The sequence below is a fragment of the Sphingomonas mucosissima genome (genome assembly GCF_002197665.1).
In the GTDB taxonomy this organism is placed as follows: Bacteria; Pseudomonadota; Alphaproteobacteria; order Sphingomonadales; family Sphingomonadaceae; genus Sphingomonas; species Sphingomonas mucosissima.
Genome location: NZ_NBBJ01000004.1, coordinates 251,296 through 276,491 on the forward strand (window position 1 = coordinate 251,296; position 25,196 = coordinate 276,491).

Below are 25,196 nucleotides of genomic sequence, written 5' to 3' on the forward strand. Positions count from 1 at the left end.
CGGCAAGACCCCGTGTCCACGCGCTCGATCGAGCGCGTGGCGGGAACCGCGAAGGGTTCACCACGCGTTCAACCCGCCTCGGCCATATGCCGCCCATGCCCTTCGGGAGAGCCATGTTGAGAAGTTTCGTGCCCATCGTCGCAGCAGTCGTGATCGCTGCACCGGCAGCGGCGCAATCGGGTGACCTGGCGCAGGTCCAGAGTCACTTGCGTGCCGTCAACACGATGACCGCGGATTTCACCCAGACCGATCGCGCCGGAAAGACGCTGACCGGCACCTTGTCGCTCAAGAAGCCCGGCAAGATCCGCTTTCAATATGAAAAGGGCGTGCCGATCCTGGTGGTCGGCGACGGCAAGGCGCTGACCTTTATCGATTATTCGGTTCGGCAGGTGCAGCGCTGGCCGATCACCAATTCACCGCTCGGCGTGCTGATCAACCCGGATCGCGACATCGGCAAGTTTGCCAAAGTGATCCCGAGCGGCGATTCGCGTGTTCTTTCGGTCGAAGGCTATGATCCCAAGCATCCGGAATATGGCCGCATCACCATGGTGTTTGCGCGGGATGCGGGGGCACCGGGCGGGCTGATGCTGCAAGGCTGGGTGACGCTGGACAGCCAGGGGAACCGCACCACCATCAGACTGGCGAACCAGCGCTTCAACGGCGCCATCGGCGATGCGACGTTCCGTTGGAACGATCCGCGCAGAACCAACGTCCGCAACTAGGGCGATTAGTCGAGAAATGGGGGTCTGGAATACGCGCTGTGGCGCGGCGCCACCCCTCCTTAGTTGTCGATCGCCGGATCAGGGACTGGCGAACGGTCAGCACTGACCGCCGTGCGTTCGCGAAGGCGGATCGTCGCCGCCAAGGCAATCGTAGCGCCGAAAAACGCGACGCCGGCCCACCAATAATAACGAACGGGCGTGACGTGCTCGATCAGCATTTTGGTGAGCGAAAGTAACGACCCGATGCTCGCCAGCAGGAGCGAAAATCGAAGTGCGAGGTCTGTCACTCGGTCCATCGCCACACCGCCCAAGCCGTTTCATCGAGCGTACGAGGGCGGGCTTAACAAAGCCTCACCGACGAACGGTAGCGCGGCACAATCCTGCGCTGTTCGCCCGCGATCGGCCCGCACCTTATTTGATTCTGGCCATTTTGTTCATGCGCGCGACAGGTACGCGGCGGTAGTGGATTGATTGCGGATGTGGGGCGTTCAGGATTTTCCCCCTGTTACCTGGACGATGCTCCACAGCCCCCTGCGTGACGAACGCCAGGTCGGCCCTCGCTCCATGCCCCCGGAGCGAGGGCCTTTCTGCGTAGGGCATTTGGCGAAGGCCAAGCGCCCGAGCACGGCCGACGGCCCGAAGGCGCCGTTCGACGACGCGGCTTTGCCGCGGCGCGTGTTTCGGAAAACAACCCTCGCCAGACATATGGCACTCTCGCCCAGGCCATCAGGACGGCTGGACATGCGCCAACCTGCTTCACGAAGCCAAAGCGTGTTCCCCAGCCCCGATCCCCGCACAGGTCCGCGATGATCCATCGTCCAGGACGATGGGCGATTGGGGCATGTTGTCGCCTCCGGCTATGCTCGCTAAGCCGCACCGCGTGAAGATCGGCAGCTGGAACATCAACTCGGTTCGTTTTCGCATCGATATCGTCGTGCAGTTCCTGCGCGAGGCGCAGCCGGACATATTGTGCCTGCAGGAAACCAAGGTGATCGACACGGACTTCCCGTTCGAGGCCTTTCGCGCGCTTGGTTATGAGCACATTCTGATCCACGGCCAGCGGATGCACCATGGCGTGGCGATCATCAGCCGGGTGCCGATCTGCGAGGATGACCGGCTGGATTGGCAGGCCAATCGTGAAGCGCGGCACATTGGCGTGCGGCTGCCCAACGGCGTGCGGCTGGAGAATGTGTACGTGCCGGCGGGTGGCGACGTGCCCGATCGCGAGGTGAATGCGAAGTTCGGGCAAAAGCTGGATTTCGTCGCGCGCATGACGGACTGGTCGGCGTCGCTGGATTGCCCGACGATCCTAACCGGCGATTTCAACATCGCGCCGCTGCCGAGCGACGTGTGGAGCCACAAAGCGCTGCTGAAGGTGGTGAGCCATACACCGATCGAGGTCGAGGCGCTGGACCGGCTGAAGGCGTCCAACGACTGGGTCGACCTGGGGCGGCATTTTCACCCGGCGCCCGCGCGGCTTCACACCTGGTGGAGCTATCGTTCGCCCGATTGGACCAAGAACGATCGTGGTCGTCGGCTCGATCATATGTGGGCGACGGGAAGCGTGGCGGCGACGGCGCAATCGCATCACGTGTTCGAGGGTTGCCGCAGTTGGCTGAAGCCATCGGACCATGTGCCGATCATGACGGAGTTCGCCTTTTGACCGACGCGCGCCAGGCAGCCCGCGCCATTGATGCGCTGCGGCGGGGGTGGCCTATCCGCATCGGCAGCCTTGCGCTGCTCCCGATCGAAACCGCCGACCCGGTGCGGCTGGAGACGTTCGATCCGGAAGGCGCCGCGCCAGTGCTGCTCTCGGCCGGGCGGGCGGAAACGCTGAAGCTCGCGAATCAGCGCGAGGCGGCGGTGCCCGATGCGCCGGTGCTGGTCGATCGTGCGCCCTGGGTGGATTTTGCCGTGGCAACGGCGCTGGCCGACCCGCAGCTCGATCTGGCGACCCCGCTAAAGGGGCCGTTCCGTGCCGTTCCGGTGACGTCGCCGGCGGATGCCGCGGCAGCGCTGCGGCTGGCGCGGATCGCGGGGATGCTGCCGGCCTTCTTCGTTCAGGAGGACGGCGCGGCGGAGCTGACGCTGTCAACGGCAGACATCGACGCGCATGAGGATGCCATTCGCCTGACGATTGCTGCCCGCGCGCGGCTGCCGGTGGCGCATGCCGAGGATGCGGAGATCGTCGCCTTTCGTACGCCAGAGGGGCCGGGCGAGCATGTCGCGCTGCTGATCGGCGCACCGCAGGGGCAACCGCCGCTGGTTCGGCTGCATAGCGAATGCCTCACCGGTGATGCGCTGGGCAGCCTGAAGTGCGATTGCGGGCCGCAGCTCGATGCGGCGCTGAAGGCGATTGCGGCGTCGGGCTGGGGCATCCTGCTGTATCTGCGGCAGGAGGGGCGGGGCATCGGCCTCGTCAACAAGCTGCGCGCTTATGCGCTTCAGGATCAGGGCTTTGACACGGTGGATGCGAATACCCGGCTTGGCTTTGCGATCGACGCGCGCGATTTCGGCGTGGCGGCGCGGATGCTCGACCTGCTGGGGCAGCGCGAGATCCGCTTGCTGACGAACAATCCGAACAAGGTGGCGGGGCTCGAGGCGCGCGGGATCGCTGTCGCGGAACGGGTGCCGCATTTCCTGCCGACCAACCCGCATAATGAGCATTATCTCGCGACCAAGCGCGATCGGACGGGGCACCAGCTGTAGGCCCCCGGGGCGGTGCCCTAGAGCTTCAGAAGGCGCCGAACTTCGTCGAAATCATGGGCGATCGCGTGAACGCCCAGCGCGCGCAGTGTCGCATCATGCCCGGCGAGGCAGTGCGTTCCGGCACAGAGGCCAATGACGTGGCCGCCGCTCGCCACCGCTCCGGTTGCGCCAACGGGCGAATCCTCGAGAATGGCGCAACGTTCGATCGAGACGCCAAGTTGCTGCGCACCGAAGAGGTAGAGATCGGGCGCGGGCTTGCCGCGCGCGACATGCTCGGCACCGGAGTAAAGGTGATCGCCGAAGGCGTCCCGCAAGCCTAGATGATCCAGGTGCGTGCTGATCCAGCGCGTCGAGCTGGAGGATACCACCGCCTTGGGCAGATCGGCGGGGAGGGAACGGACAAAAGCGATGGCGCCGGCAACTTCGCCGATCCCTTCGGCGATGACACGGTCGTTCTCGGCCGTGCGGGCCTCGGTCCAGTCGGCGGGCAGCGGTTCGCCGATGAACGCCTCTACCCGGTCGCGAAAATCGCGGCCGGACAGGCCCATGAAATTCGCCATCGACTCCTCTGGCGTGATCGCGTGGCCGCGCGCCGTGAGGAAATCGGCGATGTGCTTGTTGCCGAGATACTCGCTTTCGATCAGCACCCCGTCGAAGTCGAAGAGCAAAGCGTCGATCGTCATGCGCGTTTCCTGAAGCCGGTTGGCGTGCGTACGGGCGGGCGATCGCCGAACAGCGCGGAGCCGATTCGTACATGGGTGGCGCCGATCATCACCGCCGTTTCGAAATCATCCGACATGCCCATGCTGAGACCGGCGATGCCGTGATCGCGAGCCAGCTTGCCGAGCAAACCGAAATAAGGGGCGGGCTCCACACCCGCCGGCGGAAGGCACATCAGCCCGGCGAGCGGAAGATCGGCGTCGCGGGCGGCGGCGAGCAGCGCGGGAAGCTCGGTGATGGCGCAGCCGCCCTTTTGGGGCTCCTCCCCGATGTTCACCTGAAGGAAGCAGGCCGGGCGACGATCCTGCGCATCCATGGCCTTGGCAAGGGCGGTAACCAGCGACAATCGGTCCACCGCATGGATCGCATCGGCCATCGCGACGGCATCCGCAGCCTTGTTTGATTGCAATTGGCCGATTAGGTGCAGGCGGGCTTCGGGATAGCGCTCCTGGAGCGCCGGCCACTTCGTTTGCGCTTCCTGCACGCGGTTCTCGCCGAAGTCGCGATGGCCGGCGGCGAGCAGCGGCTCAATCGCGTCGGCGGCGTGCGTCTTCGATACGGCGATCAGCGTGACGTCGGCGGCATCGCGGCGCGCCAGCTTGGCAGCGCGGGCGATGCGCGCCTGGATGGCGGCGAGGCGGTCGTCGGCTTGCATCGGCTGCGCTATAGGTTGCGCAATGCGCCGCCGCCACCCTGTCCCGACGCTCTGGCTGATGACCGACGAGCGGATGGGCGACGACCTGTGGCGCGCGGTTCGCCGCTTGCCGCGGGGAGCCGGGATCGTGTTTCGCCACCATGCGACGCCACAGGCTGAGCGACGGCGGCTGTTTGCGCGATTGCTGCGGGTGGCGCGGGCGCGCGGGTTGGTGCTGGTGCGAGCGGGGGACGCGCGCATGGCGGGCGAGATGGGCGTTCACCGAGGCCTAAGCGCGGGATTGGTGACATGGCCGGTGCATGATCGGCGAGAGGCGCAAAGCGCGCGTCGGGCGGGCGCCGGCGCCGCGTTCGTATCACCCGTGTTCGCCACGCGATCGCACCCGGGGGCGTCTAGCCTTGGCGCTCGGGGGGCGGCGCGGCTTGCGCGAACGCTTCCGATGGCGCGCATTGCGCTGGGTGGCATGGATGCGCGGCGCTTGCGCGCGCTTCACGGCTTTGATGGGTGGGCAGCGATCGACGCGTGGCTGCGCTGATGCGGAGCGGAAGTGAAGGATCGATCAGATGCGCCGTTCGTCATTCGCGGCGCGGTTCTGCGGATCAGAAGCGGAAGGCCGTTCCCACATACACCGCCTGGCTATCGCGGCGATCGTCGCTGAAGCGCGCGAGGCGTTCACGTTCGGACTTGTAGCGCAGGCCGGCGGTGAGATCGATGTTGCGGGTGAGCGAATAAGAGCCACCCACGTCGAGCGAATAGCTCGGGCCGTCCTCGACCATGTTCTGCGCACCCGGCAGGGCACGATCGGCACCCGCCTTCACGCGGCCGGTGAATTGCGGGAGCGAATAGCTGACCGCCACGTCCGCAGCTTCGCGGCTGCCAGGCTGGCCGCCGAGATCGACCTTGGCCACGTCACCAGACACGGCGAAGCGCTTCCAACCGACCGACACGCCCAGGTTATAGGCCACCGGCATCAGCCCAACCGTTGGCGCAACGGCAGCGGCACGGCCCGCATCGGCGATCTGGCTCGACCGCGCGCGAACGGCTACCGTCACCGGGCGATTACCCTGGCGGTTTTCCGATGGCGTGAAGCGGAACTCGCTGGCCCCCAGGCCGCTGCGGGCAAAGGCGGCGGCGAGGCGCGGATCAGCGGCGGCAGGCGTGAACCCGCCCATGACACGCGAGGTGACCGGGCGTTTCGCCTCGGCACGCTCGACTTCCGAGGCGCCGGACGCGGGCGCAACGGCAAGCGCCGCGGCAATCGCCACGACAGACCCGCCAATAAGCGCACGAACGACGATCACAGAATGCCTCCGACCCTTCGAACGCATCTAGCACGATTCGTTCGCACGTCGCCACGCCTGTTCGTTGCTTTTGGCGAAGGTGTTGCATGCTTTCCACAATCGGGCGGGCAGCGTGTTCGCACGCGCGCGCGCCAACCACGGTACGCCACCGCGAACTTGCGGGCATAAGCCATGCTCTGTAGAGGTCAGCGTCACGATTTTTCCATCAGGACGATGCCCATGTTCCGCCCGTTGCGTTCCGCGCTGGTCGTATGCGCTGCCCTTGCCATCGCCGGTTGCGGTGGCGGCCAGAAGCGGCCGGGGACCGATCTTGCCGCCAGCCGTATCACCACCATCGGGGTGAACAGCTATCTCTGGCGTGCCTCGCTCGACACGTTGAGCTTCATGCCGCTGCTGCAGACGGACTCAAACGGCGGCGTCATCGTCACCGATTGGTACGTCAATCCGCAGACCCCGGCCGAGCGCATGAAGGTGACCGTGACGATCCTGGATCAGGATCTGCGCGCCGATGCGGTGCGCGTGGCGGCGTTGCGTGAGGTGAACCGCGGCGGCCAGTGGGTATCCGCACCGGTGACGGCGGCGACCACGCAGAAGCTGGAGGACATCATCCTGACCCGCGCCCGCGACCTGCGGCGTGCCTCCTCCGCGAACTGATCCACATACGATGAGCCAGCGTTTCAACGCGCTCTCTGCCGACGCCCGCTGGCAGCGGGTGTGGGACGAGCGCCGGACCTTCGCCGCAGACGATCATTCTAACAAGCCCAAGAGCTACGTGCTCGAGATGTTCCCCTATCCCTCGGGGCGCATCCACATGGGCCATGTGCGCAATTACACCATGGGTGACGTGCTTGCGCGCTTCCGCCGGATGAATGGCATGGAAGTGCTTCATCCAATGGGGTGGGACGCATTCGGCATGCCGGCCGAGAATGCGGCGATGGAAAAGGGCGTCCACCCCGGCGGCTGGACGCGCGACAATATCGCTACGATGAAGGCGCAGCTGAAGCGGCTTGGCTTCGCACTGGACTGGACGCGCGAATTCGCCACCTGCGACCCGGAATATTACGGGCATGAGCAGGCGCTGTTCCTGAAATTCTACGAGGCGGGGCTGGTTTATCGCCGCGAGAGCGCGGTGAACTGGGACCCGGTCGACATGACCGTGCTGGCCAATGAGCAGGTGATCGACGGGCGCGGCTGGCGTTCCGGCGCGTTGGTCGAGAAGCGCAAGCTGAACCAGTGGTTCCTGAAGATCACTGCTTTCGCCGAAGACCTGCTGTCGGGCCTGGGCGAACTCAAGGACTGGCCCGAGAAGGTTCGCCTGATGCAGGAGAACTGGATCGGGAAGAGCCAGGGCCTGACCTTCCGCTTCGCGCTGAACGACGCGGCGGGCACGAACGAGGGTGTGGTCGAGGTCTATACGACGCGGCCGGACACGATCTTTGGCGCGAGCTTCGTTGCGGTGGCGGCGGATCACCCGATCGCGCAGGCGATTGCCGCCAATGATGCGGCGGTGCAGGCGTTTATCGAAGATTGCAAACGTGGCGGGACCACGGCGGCGGAGCTGGAAACCCAGGAGAAGAAGGGTTTCGATACCGGGCTGACGGCGACGCATCCGTTCGATCCGTTCCAGCAGCTGCCGGTCTATATCGCGAATTTCGTGCTGATGGATTACGGAGTCGGCGCCGTGTTCGGCGTACCGGCGCATGACCAGCGCGACTTCGAATTCGCCACCAAGTACCAGTTGCCGATCCGCCGCGTCGTGTCAGACGGGGCGAAGGACGCGCCGGAGTTCGACGACGCGGAGGCCTATACCGGGCCGGGCATCCTGGTGAATTCGCACTTCCTAGACGGCATGGACGTTGAGGATGCGAAGCGCGAGGTGATCACCCGCGCCGAAGCGGGTGGCTGGGGCGAGGGGACAACCGTGTTCCGCCTGCGCGATTGGGGCATCAGCCGCCAGCGTTATTGGGGCACGCCGATCCCGATCATGCATTGCGATGGCTGCGGCGCAGTGCCGGTCCCGACCGCCCAGCTGCCGGTGAAGCTGCCCGAGGACGTGAGCTTCGCCATACCGGGCAACCCGCTCGACCGGCATCCGACGTGGAAGCATGTCGACTGCCCGTCGTGCGGCAAGCCGGCGGTGCGCGAGACCGATACCCTCGACACGTTCGCAGATTCTTCTTGGTATTTCATACGTTTCGCCAGCCAGCCGGACGACAAACCGTTCGACAAGGCAGTGGCCGAGCAATGGCTGCCGGTGGGGCAGTATATCGGCGGGGTGGAGCATGCGATCCTTCACTTGCTCTACGCGCGCTTCTGGACCCGCGCGCTGCAGCACATCGGCATGCTTGACGTGGCGGAGCCGTTCGCCGGCCTGTTCACGCAGGGCATGGTGACTCACGAGACGTACAAGTCGAGCGATGGCCGCTGGCTGTCGCCCGGCGAGATCGAGAATGGCATCGAGGTTTCGACGGGCCAGCCGGTGACGGTCGGCCGCATCGAGAAGATGTCCAAGTCGAAGAAGAACACGATCGATCCCGAGCCGATCGTTGACCAGTATGGCGCCGATGCGGTGCGCTGGTTCATGCTCTCCGACTCTCCGCCCGAGCGCGATCTGGAGTGGAGCGAGAACGGCATCGAGGGTGCGTGGCGCTTCATCCAGCGGCTGTGGCGTCTCGTTGGCGACCAGGGCGGCGGCGATGCCGGCGAGGATATCGCCCTGCGCAAGGTGGCGCATCGCACCGTGAAGGGCGTTGCCGAAGCGATCGAGGGCCTGCAGTTCAACAAGGCCGTGGCGCTGATCTACACGCTGGCCAATGCGGTCGAGAAGGCGCAGCCGTCGGGGGATCGCGACGCCGCGCTCGCCACGTTGCTGCGCATCGTCGCGCCGATGGTGCCGCATCTTGCCGAGGAAGTCTGGGCGGCGCGGGGCGGCGAGGGGCTGATCGCCGACGTCGCGTGGCCCGCGGTCGATCAGGCGATGCTGGTCGATGACGAGGTCACGATCGCGGTGCAGGTGAATGGCAAGCTGCGCGATACGTTGCTGATGCCCAAGGGCGTCGCAAAGGACGTGGCGGAGGCGCAGGCGCTCGCATCCGAGAAGGTGATCCGCGTGCTGGAAGGCAAGGCCCCGAAGAAGGTGATCGTCGTGCCCGACCGACTGGTGAACATCGTCGCATGACACGGCTGGCTGCCCGTGGGCTTGCTCTGGCCGCTGCCGGCGCTGCGCTGACCATGCTTGGCGGATGCGGGCTGAAGCCGCTTTATGCCGGCGGAAGCTCAGGGGCGGTCGCCAGCGCACTAAGCCAGGTGGAGGTGGCACCGATCGAGGGCAAGGCTGGGTGGCTCGTCACCAATGCGCTGCGTGATCGGCTCGGCGCCGTCCCCGCGGGTCAGAGCGCGCGCTACCGGCTGCAAATCAAGCTGGACGACGAGATTACCGGGCTTGCCATTCGCCGCGACGACTCGGTGGCGCGGGAACGCCGGACCCTGCGGGCGCGCTACCAGTTGGTGGAGCTCGACAATGGCGGTGTCGTGCTAGACGCGACGGCAGGATCGGACGCGGGCATCGACGTGGTCGGGTCAGACTATGCGACCATTGCGGCGGAAAGCACGGCGTTGGAGCGGCTCGCTGAGCGGGTGGCTGACCAGATCCTGATGCGGTTGGCCGTTCACGTGGGGCGAACGCCCAGCGCGCCATGAAGGCGACTGAGGCGCGCCTGAAGGCGGCGCTGGACCGGCCGCCTGCCGACATTCGGCTATATCTCCTGTTCGGCCCGGACGAGGCCGGTGCGCTGGCGCTGGCCGATCGCTTGCCGCGCGCGCTAGGGGCGGATGCCGAACGCGTTGATCTCGATGGTTCCACGCTGCGCAGCGACCCCGCGCGCCTTGCCGACGAGGCGGCGTCGCTCTCACTGTTCGGCACGTCACGTCACGTTCGCGTCACGGGGGTGGGGGAAGAGAGCCTCGCCGCGGTGACGGCGTTGCTGGCTGCGGAGCGCGCTGGCAATCCGGTGGTGATGATCGCGCCAGGGCTAAAGGCCACGTCAAAGGTTGCGAAGCTGGCGCTGGATTCCCCGGCGGCCTGGGCGCTCGCCTGCTATGTTCCCGGCGGCGACCAGCTGGAGGCGATCGCTGCCGAGATCGCCCGTGAGCAAGGGCTGCGGCTGGGACCGGGGGTTGCGCGGCGGCTGGTGCACGCCGGCAGCGGCGATCGTGCGGTGCTGACGCGCGAGATCGAGAAGCTGGCGCTGTATCTGGATGCAGCCATCGATCGGCCCGCGGAGTGTGGTCTGGACGCCGTGGATGCCGTTGGTGCTGATCTGGGCGACGCGGAGACAGGCGACGTGATCGACGCGCTGGTGAGCGCCGAACCGGCGCGGTTGGGCGAGGCCTTGCGGCGGCTGGATGAGGCGGGGGTGTCGCCAGTGCCGTGGCTGCGCGCCTTGGCCCGGCGGCTGACGGCGCTGGCCGAAATGAAGGGCGAGATCGTGAACGGCGATGACGTCGGCAGCGTGATGAAGCGGCACCGTGTCTTCTTCAAGGAAGAGGCGGCGACCTCCGCCGCGCTGCGCCGCTGGTCCCCGCAAGCGCTGTCCCGCGCGCTGTCGTTGGTTCGCGAAGCAGAGCGCGACGTAATGGGGGGAAGCGCAAGTGCCGGCGATGTAGTCGCCGCACAGGCGATGATGGACATGGCGGTCAAGCTGCGGCGTTAGGGCCGCCTCACATTTGGTCCTCGACTGATGGCACGTCGGCCGCGCTTCTGATCACCGCTAGCTTCGCCGAAGCAGTGCAGCGGCACTGCGTCGGCTCCGGTTGATCGAACGCTGCAGCATTTAGTTGGGGGAGGCGCTGTGGCGGCCTAGTCAGCCCGCGCTCCCCGCCAGCAGCGATGGTTATATTGGCTCGCCGCTTAGCCGCTGGCACAACATGTCGAGCTGATCGAGCGTGCTGTAGTCGATGGTGATGGCGCCGCCGTTCGCGGCATAGGTGATCCTGACACGCAGGCCGAGCAAGTCACCAAGCTGTCGTTCGAGCGCGGCCACATCGGCATCGCTGGCGCCGCTCGCAGCAGGTTCCGTCTGGCGGCGGGGCTTCTTGGCGGAGGACGGCTTGGCGTTCTGCGCTAGTTTTTCTGCCTGACGTACGGAAAGACCCTTGGTGACTACTTGATCCGCCAGGGCCTCGGCGTCGGGCGCGCCGATGATGGCGCGGGCGTGGCCCATACTAAGCGATCCATCGACCACGCGCGCCTGTACCGATTTCGGCAGATCGAGCAGGCGAAGGAGATTGGCAACGTGGCTGCGGGATTTGTGGACCGTCTTGGCGAGCACTTCCTGCGTATGCCCGAATTCATCGACCAGCCGGCTATAGGCCTGAGCTTCTTCGATCGCGTTCAGATCCTGCCGTTGTATGTTCTCGACCAGCGCGATCTGCAGCGTCTCGCTGTCGGTGTAGTCGCGCACGACCACGGGCACTTCGTGCAGGCGGGCACGCTGCGACGCGCGCCAGCGACGCTCACCGGCGACGATCTGGTATGTGTGGCCGTGCGGGCGAACGACGATCGGCTGGATGACACCGCGCTCGGCGATCGACGCGGCAAGCTCGTCGAGTGCTTCTTCATCGAAGTGACGGCGCGGCTGATCGGGGTGGGGGGCAATGGCACTGACCGGGATCATGCGCACGCCGCTCGCAACGCCGCCACTCGACTCGGCCGGAGAATCGTCTCGAGCGATGTCGCCCAACAGTGCGCCAAGGCCCCGCCCCAAGCCCCCACGCGGGCGTTTCGTATCCGTCATGCTGCAACCTCGTCGACATGGGGCAGGCGGGCGATCAGTTCGCGAGCGAGCGCGATATACGCCTGCGATCCGCTGCACCGATGATCGTAGATGAGCGCGGGCAGGCCGTGACTTGGTGCCTCCGACAAGCGGACATTCCGCGGGATCACCGTGTCGAACACTACCTGGCCGAGCACCGCGCGAACGTCTGCCGAGACCTGTTCGGTCAGGCGGTTGCGGCGATCATACATGGTGAGCGCGACGCCGATAATCGACAGCGAGGGATTGAATCGCGCGCGGATCCGCTCGACCGTGGTGAGAAGCTGGCTCAACCCCTCCAATGCGAAGAACTCACATTGAAGCGGCACCAGGAGTGAATCCGCTGCAACCATCGCATTCATGGTCAGAAGCCCAAGCGAGGGCGGGCAGTCGATCAATGCAACATCCCAGCGCGGCGGGGCGGCGTCCAGAGCGCGGTGCAAGCGGTGCGTGCGTTGCTCCATCTCCACCAGCTCGATCTCTGCGCCGGAAAGATCCACGGTGGCTGGCAGCACATCCAGACGAGGTACACCGGTGCGAACGACGGCGTCCTCCACCGCAGCTTGATTCACCAGCACATCATAGCTCGACGTTTCTCGCTGCGCCTGGGTGATGCCAAGGCCAGTGGAGGCATTTCCCTGCGGATCGAGATCGATCAACAGCACGCGCTTTCCCGTAGCTGCCAGCGCTGTCGACAGATTGATCGCAGATGTTGTTTTTCCGACGCCGCCCTTCTGGTTGGCAACTGCAATTCGGATCATCGGCGTTGCCTCACTTCACGCGCGCTGATGATGCCGGATTCGGGATTGGTGATGCTCTGTTCCACGTGGAACAATCCCGCAAAGCGGCGCTGCGCTTCGTTCAGCTCTGTCGTGGCGGATTGTCCCTTCGGGAGCAAGTATAGCGTGCTCATGGACGCGATATGCGCGGTGGATTGCAACAGCTCGGTTAAGGAAGCGACGGCTCGCGCTGAAATAACTGCCGCTTGCAGGTCCGAAACACGCTCCACTTTCGCTTGGTACACCGTCACACGGCTGGCGACGCCCTCCTGTTCGGCGATGGCGCGGAGGAAGTCAGCCCGCATGCGCCGCGGCTCGATCAGCGCCACGGGGCGATCGGTCGCCAAGGCAATCACCATCCCCGGGAAACCTGCACCGGTACCGACATCCGCCCAAAGGCCGTCGTGTTCCGCAGCCATCGGCAGGAGCTGTGCCGAGTCCAGCATGTGCCGTTCCCACAGTGCTGCGACGGTCGGCTTTGCGACGAGATTCTGGCGCTCACTTTCAGCAGCGACATGCGCGGCAAACCGATCGAGCCGATCCATAGCAGCAGCGCCGACCAGCGTGTGAACGGCGCTTCGCGCCTCTTCCTCGTTCATCGCCGTCCCTTTGCGTCGAGCCATAATGCCGTCAGCGCCGCCGGCGTAACGCCGCGAATGCGGGACGCCTCGCCAAGGGTCTGCGGACGTGCCGCGCGGAGGCGTTCGCGCATCTCGTTCGACAAGCCGGCAATTCGGTCTAGCGCCGGGCCGGACGCGATGTGGATCCGATCATCATGCCTCATCCGCGTGATCTCGGCGGCTTGCCGCGCGAGGTAGGGGGCGTAGCGAACGTCTTCCTCATGCTCACGGATCAAGTCGGCATCGAACGCCGGGTCTTGTTCGCCGCTGCGCAATCGCTCACGCTGCTCCATTCGCGACCTGACATGGGCGCGGCGTGGCTGCGACAACAGGCCGAGCTCCTCCGCCTGGGCCGACAGCCGCGCCTCCGCATTATCGGCGCGGAGCGCCAGGCGATACTCGGCCCGGGCCGTCAGCATTCGATATGGCTCGCTGATGCCTTGGAGCACAAGATCGTCGATCATGACGCCTACGTAGCTGGCGCTCCGATCGGGCAGCAGTGGCTCCAGCCCCAAGGCAAAGGCAGCGGCGTTGGTGCCCGCGACCAAGCCCTGAGCGGCGGCTTCCTCATAGCCGGTCGTGCCGTTGATCTGCCCGGCCAAGTACAGGCCGGCGATCTGTGGCAGTGCGAGCGTTGCATCGAGCGCACGGGGATCGATGTGGTCATACTCTACGGCATAACCGTGCATCGTGATGCGCACGCGCTCCAGCCCCGGCACTGTTCGTAGGAAAGCCGCCTGAACATCTGCCGGGAGGGAGGTGGATATCCCGTTGGGGTAGACGGTGGCGTCATCCAGTCCTTCGGGTTCGAGAAAGATCTGATGCCCGTCGCGATCGCCAAAGCGGCGGATCTTGTCCTCGATGGAGGGGCAATAGCGCGGACCTTGCCCCTCGATGGCGCCGGTCTGCAACGGCGATCGATGGAGATTGTCGGCAATGATTGCATGTGTCGCGTGCGTGGTTCGCGTGATCGCGCAGGCGAGTTGCGGGAGCACGCGGGTGCGCGTCATTGGTGACATTGTCCACGGGTCAATGTCGGATGGCTGTGGTTCCAGCTGCGCCCAGTCAATCGTGCGGCCGTCCAGTCGCGGCGGTGTGCCGGTTTTGAGCCGGCCCATCGGGAGCTTCAACTCGCGCAGCTGCGCCGCAAGCGGCAGCGCCGCAGCTTCATCGACCCGGCCGCCGACCTGCTGCTCGTCGCCACGGAACAGCTTGCCGCCAAGGAAGGTGCCGGTCGAAAGGACGACCGTCCGCGCTGTGATCTGCTCGCCGGTAGCAAGGGTAACGCCCCCAACCTTTGCACCATCGGTGACGAGCGCAGTTGCTTCGCCAGCGATGACCGTGATCGAGGGCTGTGATGCGATCATCGTCCGGATGGCCGCTGCATAAAGCCGGCGGTCGGCTTGGATGCGTGGCCCTTGGACGGCAAGGCCTTTGCTCCGGTTCAGCATGCGGTGATGGATCGCAGCAGCATCGGCCGCCCGCGCCATCAAGCCATCGTAGGCGTCCACTTCGCGCACGAGGTGGCCCTTACCGAGACCGCCGATCGAAGGGTTGCACGACATGGCGCCGATCCGCGCGGGATCGTGGCTGATCAAGGCAACACGAGCACCACGGCGTGCAGCGGCGGCAGCCGCCTCCGTGCCGGCGTGCCCGCCTCCGATCACGATAACGTCAAAGGATTGTTCCACGTGAAACACTACTTTCCGACACAGAAGCGCCCGAACAGAGCATCGAGCATCGCTTCGGTCGCGTCGATGCCGAGCAGGCCGGCCAGCGCGCGTGAGGCGGTACGTAGCTCTTCGGCACGCAACAGCAAGTCTTCCGTACCAATTAGCCGCTCCAACGCCGCGTGCGCTGTCGCAATGCTCTGGCGCTGCGCCTCGTGGAAAGAGGGCCCGCTCGGATCGCCGAGCACAAGGTCTCCCCGCAGCTCGATCTCTATCCAAAGGCGATCGATGCTGCCCATGTCGTTGGTCGCGGTAGCAATCGCTTCGGTACGTCCGGTCGATCGCACGTCGGCGCGCGGATGGACATCGATCGCCCGGGAGTCGTCGGCGGGCTGATCGCTAAGGTCAAGGATGATGTCTGCCGCTCCCACAGCCTCACGCGCGCGCTCGATGCCGATCCGCTCGATCGGATCTGCTGTATCGTCGCGGAGGCCGGCGGTATCGATAAGGGTGTAGATGCGGCCGCGACGGATGACGCTGGCCTCGACGCGATCGCGGGTGGTGCCCGCGATTGGGGAAACGATCGCGGCTTCACGCCCGATCAATGCATTGAGGAGCGAAGACTTGCCGACGTTAGGCGGCCCGACCAGGACGACCTTGATTCCGTCTTGGTAGCGCTCGACCGCGGGGCGGGAGAGGGCATCGCCAAGCTCCGTTGTGACCGCCTGAACTTCGCGGTCGAGTAAGGTTGGATCAACCGGACCCACGTCGTCTTCGTCATCGAAGTCGATGCTGGCTTCAATCAGCGCGCCGATGCGCGACAAGGCGTCCATCCACGCCGTGACCATGCGGCTAACCGCGCCGTCCGCGCTCTCGATCGCCATGCGCCGCTGTTGTTCGGTCTCCGCCTCCAAGAGATCGGCAAGACCCTGTGCCTGGATCAGATCGATCCGGCCGTTGGCGAGCGAGCGGCGGGTGAACTCGCCAGCTTCGGCCGCGCGGAGCCCCGGCTGGGCCGCGAGTGCCTGCTCCACGGCGGCGACCACAGCGCGGCCGCCATGAAGGTGAAGCTCTACCAGGTCCTCGCCCGTGGCCGTTGCGGGGCCGGGGAAGCGCAGCACCAATGCCTGGTCGAGTGCCGCGCCAGCCTCATTGCGAAGCGTGCGCAGCGCGGCATGGCGTGCACGGGGCAATGTGCCGGCCAACCGCGTCGCAGCCGCAATCGCGTCCCGTCCACTAATCCGCATCACGGCAATCGCGGCCGGCGGGCGGCCGCTCGACACAGCAAAGATCGTGTCCATCAACTGCCCGATTTCGTCGCCGTTTCGAACATGCGGCGCCACATTGCCGTGCCGGCTTCACCCATCGGCGCCCATCCCTTGATGATCGCGTCGACCGCATCCGGGCCGATGGTGGTCTGCTCCATCGATTTCTGGAGCAGGCCGACATAGCGATCCTGCAGCGGGGTGAGATCGGGCAGGCCCATGAACCGACGCGCTTCCTCGGGTGAACAATCGATTTCGATGCTGATCTTCATGACTACACTCCCTTGAGCAGTCCGTTGGAGGACGATAGCGTCACTCGCACGCATTCTATGCCCGTGATGCCGCATCGCTCGCAACAGCATCCCGGCACCACAACAATCGAGAGGATTTTTGCATGAGTGAGATGATCGAGGTCGCCGCGCTAAACGGTGAAGGCAACTTCAAGGCCTATCGCGCGGACCCGAGCGACACGCCCAAGGCGGCAATCATCGTCATCCAGGAAGTCTTCGGTGTGAACCCAGGCATTCGCCAGAAGTGCGATCGACTGGCCGAACAGGGCTATCTGGCGGTCGCCCCGGACCTGTTCTGGCGTATCGCACCGGGCGTTGAGCTCAACCCCGACGTCCCCGAGGAGCTGCAGCGCGGGCTCGACCTCTTCGGCCAGTTCGATCAGGACGCCGGCATTCGCGACATCGAAGCAACGATCCATCAGGCACGCGAGCTGCTTGGCGGCAGCGGCAAGGTCGGCGCAGTCGGCTACTGCCTCGGCGGGCGGCTCGCGTTCATGACGGCCTGCCGCACCGACATCAATGCCGCGGTCGGCTATTACGGTGTCGGGATCGACGGCTTGCTCGGCGAGAAACACGCGATCGCGCACCCGGTGCTGCTGCACATCGCGGGCGAGGATGGCTTCGTCGACAAGGCGACGCAGCAGAAGATGCACGAGGGCCTGGGCGATCACCCCAAGGTGACGCTGTACGACTATCCCGGTGAGGATCACGGCTTCGCCACGGAAATGGGTGATCGCCGTTCGGAAGAAGCGGCCCAGCTGGCTGACGAGCGGACCGCAGCGTTCTTCCGCGAGCATTTGGCCTGATGAATCAGCCGTGTGGGTCGGCCCCTGTGAGGGACCGACCCGCACGGCAATGTCGTGGGTTGCGCTATGCCGCCGCAGTGATCTCGCGGATGAGCAACAGGATCTGCTCCGCAAGCGACTTGGGGCAGATGAGCAGGTCCGCGAGGTACGTGTCCTCCTGGTTGTAGATCAACGGGCTGCCGTCGATCCGCGAGCAATGCAGCCCATGCGCCAGCGCGACCGCAACGGGTGCGGCGGAATCCCATTCATATTGCCCGCCGGAGTGGAGATAGATGTCGGCCTCCCCGCGCACGACGGCCATCGCCTTCGCGCCGGCTGAGCCCATCGGGACAAGCGTCGCGCCAAGCCGCTCGGCAACTTTGACCGCCTCGGTTGCAGGTCGCGTCCGGCTGACCAGCATGCGCAGGGGGTTTGCCGATGGCGGCACGTCTTGCGGCTGATCGGAGCGCAACACGAGCCCAGCGCCGGGCAGCGCAACGGCACCGACACTCGCTACCCCGTTAATCGCGAGACCGACATGCACGGCCCAATCCTGCCGCGCTTCGCCGTACTCGCGCGTGCCATCGACGGGATCAACGATCCACACGCGCGACTTGGTTAAGCGGCCGCCGTCGCACTTCATTTCCTCCGACAGTAGGCCGTCGTCGGGGCGCGCCTCACGCAGCGCGTGAACAAGAAACTGGTTGGCGGTCTGATCACCTGCCTTGCCGAGCGCCTTGGGCGAGAAAACGCCGGACTGCCGCACCTCCAGGAGAATGCGACCCGCGGCTTCGGCGAGATGCGCGGCCAGCTCGGCGTCGGACATGGTCATGGAATGATCCTCTTGATGATCAGCTCGGCGGCTTCATCGGGCGTCATCCCGCTTGTGTCGATACGGATCTCGGGATCCTCTGGTGGCTCATAGGGGCTATCGATGCCGGTGAAGTTCGCGAGCTGGCCGGCGCGCGCTTTAGCATACAGGCCCTTCACGTCGCGGCGCTCGGCTTCGGCCAGGGTGGTGTCGATATGAACCTCGATGAACTCGCCCGGCTGCATCATCTGACGCACCATCTCGCGCTCGGCACGGAAGGGCGAGATGAACGCGGTGATCACGATAAGGCCGGCGTCGGTCATCAGCTTCGCGACCTCACCGACGCGCCGGATATTCTCCACCCGATCGGCATCGGTGAAACCTAAGTCCTTGTTCAGCCCGTGGCGCACATTGTCGCCGTCGAGCAGGAAGGTGTGACGGTTCATCCGCACCAGCTTCTTCTCGACGATGTTGGCGATCGTCGATTTGCCGGCGCCCGAGAGCCCGGTGAACCAAAGAACGACGGGTTTCTGGTTCTTGAGCGCGGCGAGCGTGTCGCGGCTGACATCGGTTGGCTGCCAGTGGATGTTCTGCGAGCGGCGCAGGCTGAAGTGCAGCATGCCAGCCGCCACCGTGGCATTGGTCAGCTTGTCGATCAGGATGAAGCCGCCGAGCGTGCGGTTCTCGGCATACGGCTCGAACACCAGCGGCTTGTCGGTGGAGAGGTTCGCCACGCCGATCGCGTTCAGATCGAGCGTCTTGGCAGCAAGCTGCTCCATGGTGTTGACGTTGACCTGATATTTCGGCGCCTGGATTGTGGCGGTCGCGGTCTGCGTACCGAGCTTCAGCCAGTAGGAGCGGCCGGGCAGCATTTCGTCCTCGGCCATCCAGACAAGCGTCGCCTCGAACTGGTCGGCGACCTGTGGCGGCGCCCCGGCAGCAGCGATCACATCGCCGCGCGAGCAATCTACCTCATCGGCGAGGGTGAGCGTGATCGACCGCCCGGCGACCGCTTCGTCGAGATCGCCGTCGAGCGTGACGATCCGTGCTACGGTGGACGTCTTGCCCGACGGCAAGATTCGAACGGGATCGCCCGGCTTGATGGTGCCGCTCGAGACAAGGCCGGCGAAACCGCGGAAGTCTAGATTGGGGCGGTTGACCCATTGAACCGGCAGGCGAAAAGGCTTCGCCTGGTCAGCCTCGGCGTTGATCTCCACCGTTTCGAGATGGGTGACCAATGAGGGTCCGGTGTACCACGGCATGTTGGGGGAGGGGGCGGTGATGTTGTCGCCCCTGAAGCCGGAGATCGGAAGCGCGGTGAACGATCCGAGGCCGATCGAGTCCGCGAAGGTCCGGTAATCGGCCACGATCTCATCAAAGACGGCCTGATCGTAACCAATCAGATCCATTTTGTTCACGGCCAACACCAGATTACGGATGCCGATGAGGTGCGCGAGGTATGAGTGACGCCGCGTCTGGGTCAGCACGCCCTTGCGCGCGTCTACGAGGATGACCGCCAGGTCAGCCGTTGAGGCGCCGGTCACCATGTTGCGGGTATATTGTTCGTGACCGGGCGTATCGGCGACGATGAACTTGCGCTTCTCGGTGGCGAAGAAGCGGTACGCGACGTCGATGGTGATGCCTTGCTCGCGCTCGGCCGCGAGGCCGTCGACGAGGAGGGCGAAATCGATCTCCTGCCCTTGCGTGCCGACCTTCTTTGAATCGCTTTCCAGCGCAGCCAGCTGATCCTCGAAGATCATCTTCGAATCGTAGAGCAGGCGGCCGATCAGGGTCGACTTGCCGTCATCTACCGAGCCGCAGGTAATGAAGCGCAGCAGCGACTTGTGCTGATGGCGTTCGAGATAGGCGTTGATGTCCTGAGCGATCAGGGCATCGACTTGGTAGGCGGATTCCTGTGCAGCGCTGGCCATCATTTCACCCCGTCATGCTGAAGTTGGGTCAGCATCCATCGTGCCACCAGCGGCGGCATGGCTTGTTGAGACGTAGACCCTGAAACGAGTTCAGGGTGACGGCGGGTGGCGGGGCAAGGGCGTACGTAAACAGCGCCTACCTGCTGCGAAGTACCACTTTGCAGCATCAGAAATAGCCCTCCTGCTTCTTCTTCTCCATACTCGCGGAGCCGGCATCCTTGTCGATCGCGCGCCCCTGCCGCTCGCTGGTGGTGGTGAGCAGCATCTCTTGGATTACCTCGGACAGCGTGGCGGCTTCGCTTTCGACTGCGCCGGTCAGCGGGTAGCAGCCGAGCGTGCGGAAGCGGATCGAGCGATCCACAGGCACCTCGCCCTCGCGCAGCGGGAAGCGTTCGTCATCGACCATCAGGAGCTGGCCGTCGCGCTCAACCGTGGGCCGCTTTTTGGAGAAATAAAGCGGGACGATCGGAATGTCGTTGAGCTGGATATATTGCCAGATGTCGAGCTCGGTCCAGTTCGAGATCGGAAAGACGCGGATGCTTTCGCCTCTCGATTTCTGCGCGTTGTAGAGGTTCCAAAGCTCGGGACGCTGGTTCTTGGGATCCCAGCGATGATTGGCCGAACGGAAGGAGAAGACACGCTCCTTGGCGCGGCTCTTCTCCTCGTCGCGGCGCGCGCCGCCGAACGCCACATCGAAGCCATATTGGTCGAGCGCCTGCTTTAGCCCCTCGGTCTTCCACATATCGGTGTGCAGCGGGCCGTGATCGAAGGGGTTGATTCCGCGCGCTGCGGCTTCCGGGTTCTTGTGAACGATCAACTCCATGCCGCTCTCGCGCGCCATACGATCGCGCAGCTCGTACATCGCCTTGAACTTCCACGTCGTATCGACGTGCAGCAGCGGGAAGGGCGGTGGAGCGGGATAGAACGCCTTGCGCGCAAGGTGGAGCATAACGGCGGAGTCTTTGCCGACGGAGTAGAGCATCACCGGCCGATCGCTCTGCGCGACAACTTCGCGCATGATGTGGATCGACTCTGCTTCGAGCCGCTCGAGATGGGTGAGACTGCGGGCTGACATATGATCCCCGGATTGTTCGAACGGAACATGGCACCGGCGGGGTGACAGCACACCTCCCATATGGGAGGCTCAAGCATGGCGATCACGCGCGCTGACGAAACGGACCTGCTGTTGCCGCTCTATGAGGGGCTGCATGAGCCACGCCCGTGGGCGACGTTCCTCACACGTGTACGCCAGCGGGTCCGTGCCGACGAGGCCCAACTGGTCATCAGCGCCGGCGCGCAGGGCGAGGAGACATGCATCCTTGTGCCTGCCAGCGCGACCGAAGCAGACGACCGTGCTTGGCGCCGCAGCCTTCGGCCCGGCCGCGCTTACCGGATGGAAGGACCGAATCGGTTCGGGCAGATCGTTCGGGTGGATGAACCAGGCGGGGTCACGGCATGGCTCTCCATCCGGCGCAAAGAACGGGACTTTTCCGCGGCCGATGCGGCATTGCTGGCGCGGCTCGCCCCGCACCTTTCCATCGCTCTTCGGACGCGAAGCGCGTTGGATCAGGCGCAGGGGGCGCTTGCGCTATCAGAAGCGGCGCTGCAGCGGGCGGGGATCGGCTGGGTCGGCTTCGGTGCGGACGCGCGCGTGCTTGCCATGTCGGAGGGGGCGGCGGGGGCGCTAGGTGCGCGCTGGGCTGCGGGTGCTATCAGCAACGAAATCGTGGCTGCGGCCGAGGGGACAGCCGTAAGGCTGGAGCGGATACGCGACGAAGCGCCTTTTTGGATGCTGCTAGTGCCTTGGCAGGCGCCGTCGCAAGTTGCCTGGGCTCTGCCCGCCGTTATCGGGCTGGTTCTCTTGCCCGCGCCGAGCGATCCGGCAGCACGCGCGGCAGTGCTAGGCACGCTGTTCAGCCTTCCGCCGAGCGAAGCACGGTTGGCCGCTGCGCTTGCGGGGGGCGCAAGCCTGCACGAGGCGGCGGCACAGCTCGGAATTACGATCGAAACGGCGCGCAATTACTCCAAGCGGTTGTTCGCCAAAACGCGGGCGCGTGGGCAAGTCGACTTAGTGCGTATGATCGGGGATAGCCTCGCCCGATTTGTTTGAACCTCAGCCTTCCCGGCAGGAGCCGTTCACGCCGCCAGGGGGAAGCGGAGCAGGCGGTCCTCGACCGGAACCAAAGCGTCCGCCTGGCGGCCCACCGCGCGAATGATCTCTGGGTGAGTGGCATCGAGCCCGCCGGTCAAGGATCCGAACGCCGGCAGGATCAGCTTCGCGCCGGTGGCAACGAAACAGCGCCGTGAGATGAGCTTGCCGCGGACGCGGATGCGCAGCTTCGGGTGGAAGTGGCCCGACAATTCGGGCCGGGTTTCTTCCGGTTGTGCCTCGTGGCGCAGGACCAGCCCGTCGACACACGCCTCGTCCAACACCGCGCCGCCGCAACGATCGACACCATGCGGATCGTGATTGCCGGTGATCCAGGTCCAGCAAGTGGCCGCGGTCAGGGCGCGCAGCATGACCTGTGCCGCCGCCGGCAAGCGGCTGCACCCTTCCGGATCGTGGAAGCTGTCCCCCAGGCACCAGACCTCGCGCACCTCCGTCCGCTCCACAACGGCAGTGAGATCGGCCAGGGTGGCGAACGAATCGTACGGCGGCAGAAGCTGTCCCGCGCGCGCGAACCAGCTCGCCTTCTCGAGGTGGAGATCGGCGACCAGCAACGCCTTTCGCGCAGGCCAGAGGATCGCCCCCTGCGCGAGAGGGATCAGCGCGTGACCGCCGAACGAAACAGGAACCATCGCTGGGTCATGCCTCGTTTCACATGCTCGATCAACCGTTTGTCGGTCGATGCGGCTTCACACGACTATCGACCACGGCTGGCTTGGCGGCCCCTCGCGCGGCACCACTGTCGCCGATGATCAGAAAGTGTAGGCAAGCCCCACGACGCCCAGCCACTGGTTGCGTGAACCCGCCACCTTGACCAACGGGCTGTCCGCGACGTCGTTGATCAGGCGCCGGTACGTTCCGCCGCCCACGATCTTGAAGCCCTTCAACAGATTGCCGGTGAGCGAATAGGTGCCGATCGCGCCAGCGGTCCAGCTGTTCCAACCGCCCTTGTTGCGATAGACCGGCAGGCCCGACACCGCCGACTGGGCGGGGGAAATGTCATAATAGGTGCGCAGATAGCGCGTTTCGACCCGTTCGACCGACCCGAACAATCCCACCGCGGATTTGGTCGACAAGGGCGTGAAATAGTTGATCGTCGGCTGCCAAATGCCGCTGCGATGCACCTTGCTGACGTCATGGCGGTAGCTCACCGATACCGACAGGCGATCATAAGGGCTGGTGATCACGCCCGTTTTGCCGATCCCGACAAAGCCGCCGAGTTCGATCGCCGTGTCCCGCTCGCCCAGCGCCCGCACGCGCGGATCATTGATGCTGGCCCGATTGGTACGCGTGAAATTGATCACCCCAAGGGGGCCGGCCTGAAGATCCCAGGAGGAGCCCGACGTGTTGGGAATGAGATCGGCGCTGGCACGGTTGCCGAGCACCTGGAAGTTGATGCCGCTCACCGAGCCGATCACGCCTGGAACAGGAGTCCAGCGGTAATCGTCCGACCCTTCGTAATCGGGAAGATAGCCTGCGCCGATCCCGACTGTGATCGAGTCGCCGTCGAGTTCCTGGGCGAGTGCTTCGGCGCTGGCCGAGGCATTTGGCGCATTCTGCGCTACTGCCAGCGTCGGCAGGATTGTTGCGGCGGCGGCTGCGGCAAGGCCGAAGAGAAATTTGGCTGTCACGGGCGATGCGTTCCTTCTGGTCCGCTCACAACCCGCATGCAGCTATTTAGCTCCTGCACTCCGCTTACAGGATGTAGCGCAGCCTCACTTGTTGTTTTTCGGCATCACTGTTGATGGCAAACCGCGCTGCCGAGAAGCTGGGGGGGCCGAAGCGAATCGGCGGATTGCGCGAGAAGCCAAAGCCTTCGCGGGGAATACCAGCGATCGTATCCAGCTTCTTATTGCCGTTCTCGTCATGGATCACCGCAACGGCGTAATTTCCGTGCGGCAGGCCTTCGAAGCGGAGCGAGCTGGCGCCTGCCGGAATGGAGCGCCGGGTGGCATTGTGATCGTCAACACAGGTGGGAAAATTTTCAGGCGCCGCCGTCAGGCAGATGCGCAGCACACCCTTGGCCGAGCGAACCTGATCGAAATCGACGTCAAGCTGCGCCACCGGAGTGGCGCCGATCAGCGTCGCGGCGCTCACGCCGAGCAGCAGCACGCGCCCGGTCCCGCGCGAAATCGCCGAGGCCTTCGTCCGTGCGGCACAGCCGATCCCAGAACCGGAAATAAAGCCCATAATTACACCCGTACCGCTCGTGGTGGCGCTGATGATGGCTGGCGGTGATCAGCCAAGTCCCCATTGGCCCCTGCCACATGAACCGCGGGAAAATCTCCCAGCCCATGTGGTTCGTTACACCCATAACCGTCATGATCGTCAGGACCAATCCGAGTGCGCCGACGTGGATCGGAATGACGAACACCAGTAGCGGAATTACCACAGCGCCGGTGAGCGCCTCGATCGGGTGAAATGCCATCGCGGCCCATGCCGTTGGCGGGCGGCTGGCATGATGGACCGCATGAGCGACGCGAAACGGCTTGGGCCGATGCATCCAGCGGTGCGTCCAGTAGAACCAGGTGTCGTGGACGAACAGGAACAACAACACCGACACCGGCAGGTACCAGAGGGGAAAAGCCGAGACGTCGGTGTAGACCTGGGTCCAGCCGCGATTTTGCCAGCCCCAAGCGACCACGCCCGCCGGCACGCCATAAATCGCGGCGGAGGCGAGGCTCCACCAGATCTCGCGCCGAATCTGCGGATCGAGCCCGGTATAAAGTCCGGGGTGGCGCACCCGCGTGGCCACGGCGAAGGCGCCACTGGTGATCAGATAACGAACGCCCACGATCAGCGTCATCGCCGAAGCGGAAAGGATGATGGCAAGCGCGATCGACATGGGCGGCCTTGTACGGCGTGCGCCGCGTTCGGGGAAGCGCCGCACTTACCGTGTCGCGGGCGTCAACCCGCACGAATGGGCGCGTCGGGATAGCGCAGCACGCTGCCTATCCG

General features: G+C 65.1%; 27 protein-coding genes. 10 read left to right on the forward strand and 17 right to left on the reverse strand.

Translation table 11 applies throughout. The features are described from left to right. Positions 1 to 113 precede the first annotated feature (113 nt). Positions 114 to 722, forward strand: coding sequence for a LolA family protein (locus SPMU_RS13110; RefSeq protein ID WP_245833292.1), 609 nt, complete (start codon positions 114 to 116; stop codon positions 720 to 722). 59 nt (positions 723 to 781) lie between these two features. Here the strand turns inward: SPMU_RS13110 and SPMU_RS13115 are convergent, their stop codons facing one another. Then, on the reverse strand, positions 782 to 1,018 hold the full coding sequence (locus SPMU_RS13115; protein WP_140418476.1) for a hypothetical protein: 237 nt from the start codon (positions 1,016 to 1,018) through the stop codon (positions 782 to 784). A gap of 584 nt (positions 1,019 to 1,602) precedes the next feature. Here SPMU_RS13115 and SPMU_RS13120 point away from each other — a divergent pair. Both SPMU_RS13120 and ribA read left to right on the forward strand, forming a co-directional pair. Continuing rightward, the gene (locus SPMU_RS13120; RefSeq protein ID WP_088334421.1) at positions 1,603 to 2,385 is read left to right on the forward strand and encodes an exodeoxyribonuclease III; all 783 of its coding nucleotides are present in this window, start codon (positions 1,603 to 1,605) and stop codon (positions 2,383 to 2,385) included. Then, positions 2,382 to 3,431, forward strand: a complete 1,050-nt coding sequence (gene ribA / locus SPMU_RS13125) for a GTP cyclohydrolase II (RefSeq protein WP_088334352.1) — start codon at positions 2,382 to 2,384, stop codon at positions 3,429 to 3,431. The genes SPMU_RS13120 and ribA overlap by 4 nt, the downstream gene beginning before the upstream one ends. A 17-nt stretch (positions 3,432 to 3,448) precedes the next feature. Here ribA and SPMU_RS13130 read toward each other — a convergent pair whose 3' ends face one another. Together SPMU_RS13130 and SPMU_RS13135 are read right to left on the reverse strand one after the other, a co-directional pair. After that, on the reverse strand, positions 3,449 to 4,114 hold the full coding sequence (locus SPMU_RS13130) for an HAD family hydrolase (protein WP_088334353.1): 666 nt from the start codon (positions 4,112 to 4,114) through the stop codon (positions 3,449 to 3,451). Further along, entirely contained in the window at positions 4,111 to 4,806 is a 696-nt protein-coding gene (locus SPMU_RS13135) for a YggS family pyridoxal phosphate-dependent enzyme (protein WP_088334354.1), read from the reverse strand. The genes SPMU_RS13130 and SPMU_RS13135 overlap by 4 nt, the downstream gene beginning before the upstream one ends. Positions 4,807 to 4,828: 22 nt before the next feature. Here SPMU_RS13135 and SPMU_RS13140 point away from each other — a divergent pair, with 22 nt between their 5' ends. Next, positions 4,829 to 5,341 (forward strand): thiamine phosphate synthase, encoded by a 513-nt coding sequence (locus SPMU_RS13140; RefSeq protein WP_088334355.1) that lies wholly within the window; start codon positions 4,829 to 4,831, stop codon positions 5,339 to 5,341. 64 nt (positions 5,342 to 5,405) lie between these two features. On the opposite strand, the gene SPMU_RS13145 is transcribed toward SPMU_RS13140, so the two are convergent. Further along, positions 5,406 to 6,107, reverse strand: coding sequence for a hypothetical protein (locus tag SPMU_RS13145; protein WP_245833295.1), 702 nt, complete (start codon positions 6,105 to 6,107; stop codon positions 5,406 to 5,408). Between the two features lie 219 nt (positions 6,108 to 6,326). On the opposite strand from SPMU_RS13145, the gene SPMU_RS13150 reads away from it, so the two are divergent. From SPMU_RS13150 to holA, 4 genes are read left to right on the forward strand one after another with little or no spacing between them, the layout of a single operon-like run. After that, positions 6,327 to 6,761 (forward strand): DUF3576 domain-containing protein, encoded by a 435-nt coding sequence (locus tag SPMU_RS13150; RefSeq protein WP_088334357.1) that lies wholly within the window; start codon positions 6,327 to 6,329, stop codon positions 6,759 to 6,761. 10 nt (positions 6,762 to 6,771) lie between these two features. Beyond that, a complete protein-coding gene (gene leuS, locus SPMU_RS13155) occupies positions 6,772 to 9,285 on the forward strand; it encodes a leucine--tRNA ligase (protein WP_088334358.1) in 2,514 nt (837 codons plus the stop codon). After that, a complete protein-coding gene (gene lptE / locus SPMU_RS13160; RefSeq protein ID WP_088334359.1) occupies positions 9,282 to 9,806 on the forward strand; it encodes an LPS assembly lipoprotein LptE in 525 nt (174 codons plus the stop codon). The genes leuS and lptE overlap by 4 nt, the downstream gene beginning before the upstream one ends. Next, complete coding sequence (gene holA / locus SPMU_RS13165; RefSeq protein ID WP_088334360.1) at positions 9,803 to 10,819, forward strand: DNA polymerase III subunit delta; 1,017 nt, start codon at positions 9,803 to 9,805, stop codon at positions 10,817 to 10,819. Before lptE ends, holA begins: the two co-directional genes overlap by 4 nt. A gap of 180 nt (positions 10,820 to 10,999) precedes the next feature. Here holA and SPMU_RS13170 read toward each other — a convergent pair whose 3' ends face one another. The 6 genes from SPMU_RS13170 to SPMU_RS13195 are packed head-to-tail and all read right to left on the reverse strand — an operon-like array spanning position 11,000 to position 16,526. After that, positions 11,000 to 11,902: a ParB/RepB/Spo0J family partition protein gene (locus SPMU_RS13170; RefSeq protein WP_088334361.1), complete on the reverse strand. Its 903-nt coding sequence runs from the start codon at positions 11,900 to 11,902 to the stop codon at positions 11,000 to 11,002. Next, a complete protein-coding gene (locus tag SPMU_RS13175; protein WP_088334362.1) occupies positions 11,899 to 12,681 on the reverse strand; it encodes a ParA family protein in 783 nt (260 codons plus the stop codon). Before SPMU_RS13175 ends, SPMU_RS13170 begins: the two co-directional genes overlap by 4 nt. Continuing rightward, positions 12,678 to 13,298: a 16S rRNA (guanine(527)-N(7))-methyltransferase RsmG gene (locus tag SPMU_RS13180; RefSeq protein WP_088334363.1), complete on the reverse strand. Its 621-nt coding sequence runs from the start codon at positions 13,296 to 13,298 to the stop codon at positions 12,678 to 12,680. Before SPMU_RS13180 ends, SPMU_RS13175 begins: the two co-directional genes overlap by 4 nt. Continuing rightward, positions 13,295 to 15,010, reverse strand: a complete 1,716-nt coding sequence (gene mnmG, locus SPMU_RS13185) for a tRNA uridine-5-carboxymethylaminomethyl(34) synthesis enzyme MnmG (protein ID WP_088334422.1) — start codon at positions 15,008 to 15,010, stop codon at positions 13,295 to 13,297. The genes SPMU_RS13180 and mnmG overlap by 4 nt, the downstream gene beginning before the upstream one ends. Positions 15,011 to 15,018: 8 nt before the next feature. After that, a complete protein-coding gene (gene mnmE / locus SPMU_RS13190) occupies positions 15,019 to 16,290 on the reverse strand; it encodes a tRNA uridine-5-carboxymethylaminomethyl(34) synthesis GTPase MnmE (protein ID WP_088334364.1) in 1,272 nt (423 codons plus the stop codon). Further along, positions 16,290 to 16,526 carry a DUF6489 family protein gene (locus tag SPMU_RS13195; RefSeq protein WP_088334365.1) on the reverse strand — a complete coding sequence of 79 codons (237 nt, stop codon included), beginning with the start codon at positions 16,524 to 16,526 and terminating at the stop codon, positions 16,290 to 16,292. Before SPMU_RS13195 ends, mnmE begins: the two co-directional genes overlap by 1 nt. Before the next feature lie 122 nt (positions 16,527 to 16,648). Here SPMU_RS13195 and SPMU_RS13200 point away from each other — a divergent pair, with 122 nt between their 5' ends. Further along, positions 16,649 to 17,350 carry a dienelactone hydrolase family protein gene (locus SPMU_RS13200; protein WP_088334366.1) on the forward strand — a complete coding sequence of 234 codons (702 nt, stop codon included), beginning with the start codon at positions 16,649 to 16,651 and terminating at the stop codon, positions 17,348 to 17,350. A 64-nt stretch (positions 17,351 to 17,414) separates the two neighbouring features. Here the strand turns inward: SPMU_RS13200 and SPMU_RS13205 are convergent, their stop codons facing one another. The 3 genes from SPMU_RS13205 to cysD all read right to left on the reverse strand — a co-directional run bounded on the left by SPMU_RS13205 (position 17,415) and on the right by cysD (position 21,146). Continuing rightward, a complete protein-coding gene (locus SPMU_RS13205) occupies positions 17,415 to 18,155 on the reverse strand; it encodes a 3'(2'),5'-bisphosphate nucleotidase CysQ (RefSeq protein ID WP_088334424.1) in 741 nt (246 codons plus the stop codon). A 2-nt stretch (positions 18,156 to 18,157) separates the two neighbouring features. After that, positions 18,158 to 20,074, reverse strand: a complete 1,917-nt coding sequence (gene cysN, locus SPMU_RS13210; protein WP_425442187.1) for a sulfate adenylyltransferase subunit CysN — start codon at positions 20,072 to 20,074, stop codon at positions 18,158 to 18,160. Positions 20,075 to 20,237: 163 nt separating this feature from the next. Then, positions 20,238 to 21,146, reverse strand: a complete 909-nt coding sequence (gene cysD / locus SPMU_RS13215) for a sulfate adenylyltransferase subunit CysD (protein ID WP_088334367.1) — start codon at positions 21,144 to 21,146, stop codon at positions 20,238 to 20,240. Positions 21,147 to 21,221: 75 nt separating this feature from the next. Between cysD and SPMU_RS13220 the strand changes: the two genes are divergently transcribed. Then, positions 21,222 to 22,181, forward strand: coding sequence for a helix-turn-helix transcriptional regulator (locus SPMU_RS13220; protein ID WP_088334368.1), 960 nt, complete (start codon positions 21,222 to 21,224; stop codon positions 22,179 to 22,181). 26 nt (positions 22,182 to 22,207) lie between these two features. Here the strand turns inward: SPMU_RS13220 and pdeM are convergent, their stop codons facing one another. From pdeM to SPMU_RS13240, 4 genes are all read right to left on the reverse strand, one after another. Then, a complete protein-coding gene (gene pdeM / locus SPMU_RS13225) occupies positions 22,208 to 22,870 on the reverse strand; it encodes a ligase-associated DNA damage response endonuclease PdeM (RefSeq protein WP_088334369.1) in 663 nt (220 codons plus the stop codon). Between the two features lie 120 nt (positions 22,871 to 22,990). Then, the gene (locus SPMU_RS13230; RefSeq protein WP_088334370.1) at positions 22,991 to 23,869 is read right to left on the reverse strand and encodes a MipA/OmpV family protein; all 879 of its coding nucleotides are present in this window, start codon (positions 23,867 to 23,869) and stop codon (positions 22,991 to 22,993) included. Between the two features lie 64 nt (positions 23,870 to 23,933). Beyond that, on the reverse strand, positions 23,934 to 24,350 hold the full coding sequence (locus tag SPMU_RS13235; RefSeq protein WP_169715716.1) for a DUF2141 domain-containing protein: 417 nt from the start codon (positions 24,348 to 24,350) through the stop codon (positions 23,934 to 23,936). Next, a complete protein-coding gene (locus tag SPMU_RS13240; protein ID WP_088334372.1) occupies positions 24,289 to 25,083 on the reverse strand; it encodes a sterol desaturase family protein in 795 nt (264 codons plus the stop codon). Before SPMU_RS13240 ends, SPMU_RS13235 begins: the two co-directional genes overlap by 62 nt. Positions 25,084 to 25,196: the final 113 nt, after the last annotated feature.

What these genes read in the sequence shown, in the direction of transcription:
- SPMU_RS13110 (WP_245833292.1), top strand. Translation starts at nt 114, where the DNA reads ATGTTGAGAAGTTTCGTGCCCATCGTCGCAGCAGTCGTGATCGCTGCA.
- SPMU_RS13115 (WP_140418476.1), bottom strand. Translation starts at nt 1,018, where the DNA reads ATGGACCGAGTGACAGACCTCGCACTTCGATTTTCGCTCCTGCTGGCG.
- SPMU_RS13130 (WP_088334353.1), bottom strand. Translation starts at nt 4,114, where the DNA reads ATGACGATCGACGCTTTGCTCTTCGACTTCGACGGGGTGCTGATCGAA.
- SPMU_RS13135 (WP_088334354.1), bottom strand. Translation starts at nt 4,806, where the DNA reads ATGCAAGCCGACGACCGCCTCGCCGCCATCCAGGCGCGCATCGCCCGC.
- SPMU_RS13140 (WP_088334355.1), top strand. Translation starts at nt 4,829, where the DNA reads ATGCGCCGCCGCCACCCTGTCCCGACGCTCTGGCTGATGACCGACGAG.
- SPMU_RS13150 (WP_088334357.1), top strand. Translation starts at nt 6,327, where the DNA reads ATGTTCCGCCCGTTGCGTTCCGCGCTGGTCGTATGCGCTGCCCTTGCC.
- leuS (WP_088334358.1), top strand. Translation starts at nt 6,772, where the DNA reads ATGAGCCAGCGTTTCAACGCGCTCTCTGCCGACGCCCGCTGGCAGCGG.
- lptE (WP_088334359.1), top strand. Translation starts at nt 9,282, where the DNA reads ATGACACGGCTGGCTGCCCGTGGGCTTGCTCTGGCCGCTGCCGGCGCT.
- holA (WP_088334360.1), top strand. Translation starts at nt 9,803, where the DNA reads ATGAAGGCGACTGAGGCGCGCCTGAAGGCGGCGCTGGACCGGCCGCCT.
- SPMU_RS13170 (WP_088334361.1), bottom strand. Translation starts at nt 11,902, where the DNA reads ATGACGGATACGAAACGCCCGCGTGGGGGCTTGGGGCGGGGCCTTGGC.
- SPMU_RS13175 (WP_088334362.1), bottom strand. Translation starts at nt 12,681, where the DNA reads ATGATCCGAATTGCAGTTGCCAACCAGAAGGGCGGCGTCGGAAAAACA.
- SPMU_RS13180 (WP_088334363.1), bottom strand. Translation starts at nt 13,298, where the DNA reads ATGAACGAGGAAGAGGCGCGAAGCGCCGTTCACACGCTGGTCGGCGCT.
- mnmE (WP_088334364.1), bottom strand. Translation starts at nt 16,290, where the DNA reads ATGGACACGATCTTTGCTGTGTCGAGCGGCCGCCCGCCGGCCGCGATT.
- SPMU_RS13195 (WP_088334365.1), bottom strand. Translation starts at nt 16,526, where the DNA reads ATGAAGATCAGCATCGAAATCGATTGTTCACCCGAGGAAGCGCGTCGG.
- SPMU_RS13200 (WP_088334366.1), top strand. Translation starts at nt 16,649, where the DNA reads ATGAGTGAGATGATCGAGGTCGCCGCGCTAAACGGTGAAGGCAACTTC.
- SPMU_RS13205 (WP_088334424.1), bottom strand. Translation starts at nt 18,155, where the DNA reads ATGTCCGACGCCGAGCTGGCCGCGCATCTCGCCGAAGCCGCGGGTCGC.
- cysN (WP_425442187.1), bottom strand. Translation starts at nt 20,074, where the DNA reads ATGATGGCCAGCGCTGCACAGGAATCCGCCTACCAAGTCGATGCCCTG.
- cysD (WP_088334367.1), bottom strand. Translation starts at nt 21,146, where the DNA reads ATGTCAGCCCGCAGTCTCACCCATCTCGAGCGGCTCGAAGCAGAGTCG.
- SPMU_RS13220 (WP_088334368.1), top strand. Translation starts at nt 21,222, where the DNA reads ATGGCGATCACGCGCGCTGACGAAACGGACCTGCTGTTGCCGCTCTAT.
- pdeM (WP_088334369.1), bottom strand. Translation starts at nt 22,870, where the DNA reads ATGGTTCCTGTTTCGTTCGGCGGTCACGCGCTGATCCCTCTCGCGCAG.
- SPMU_RS13240 (WP_088334372.1), bottom strand. Translation starts at nt 25,083, where the DNA reads ATGTCGATCGCGCTTGCCATCATCCTTTCCGCTTCGGCGATGACGCTG.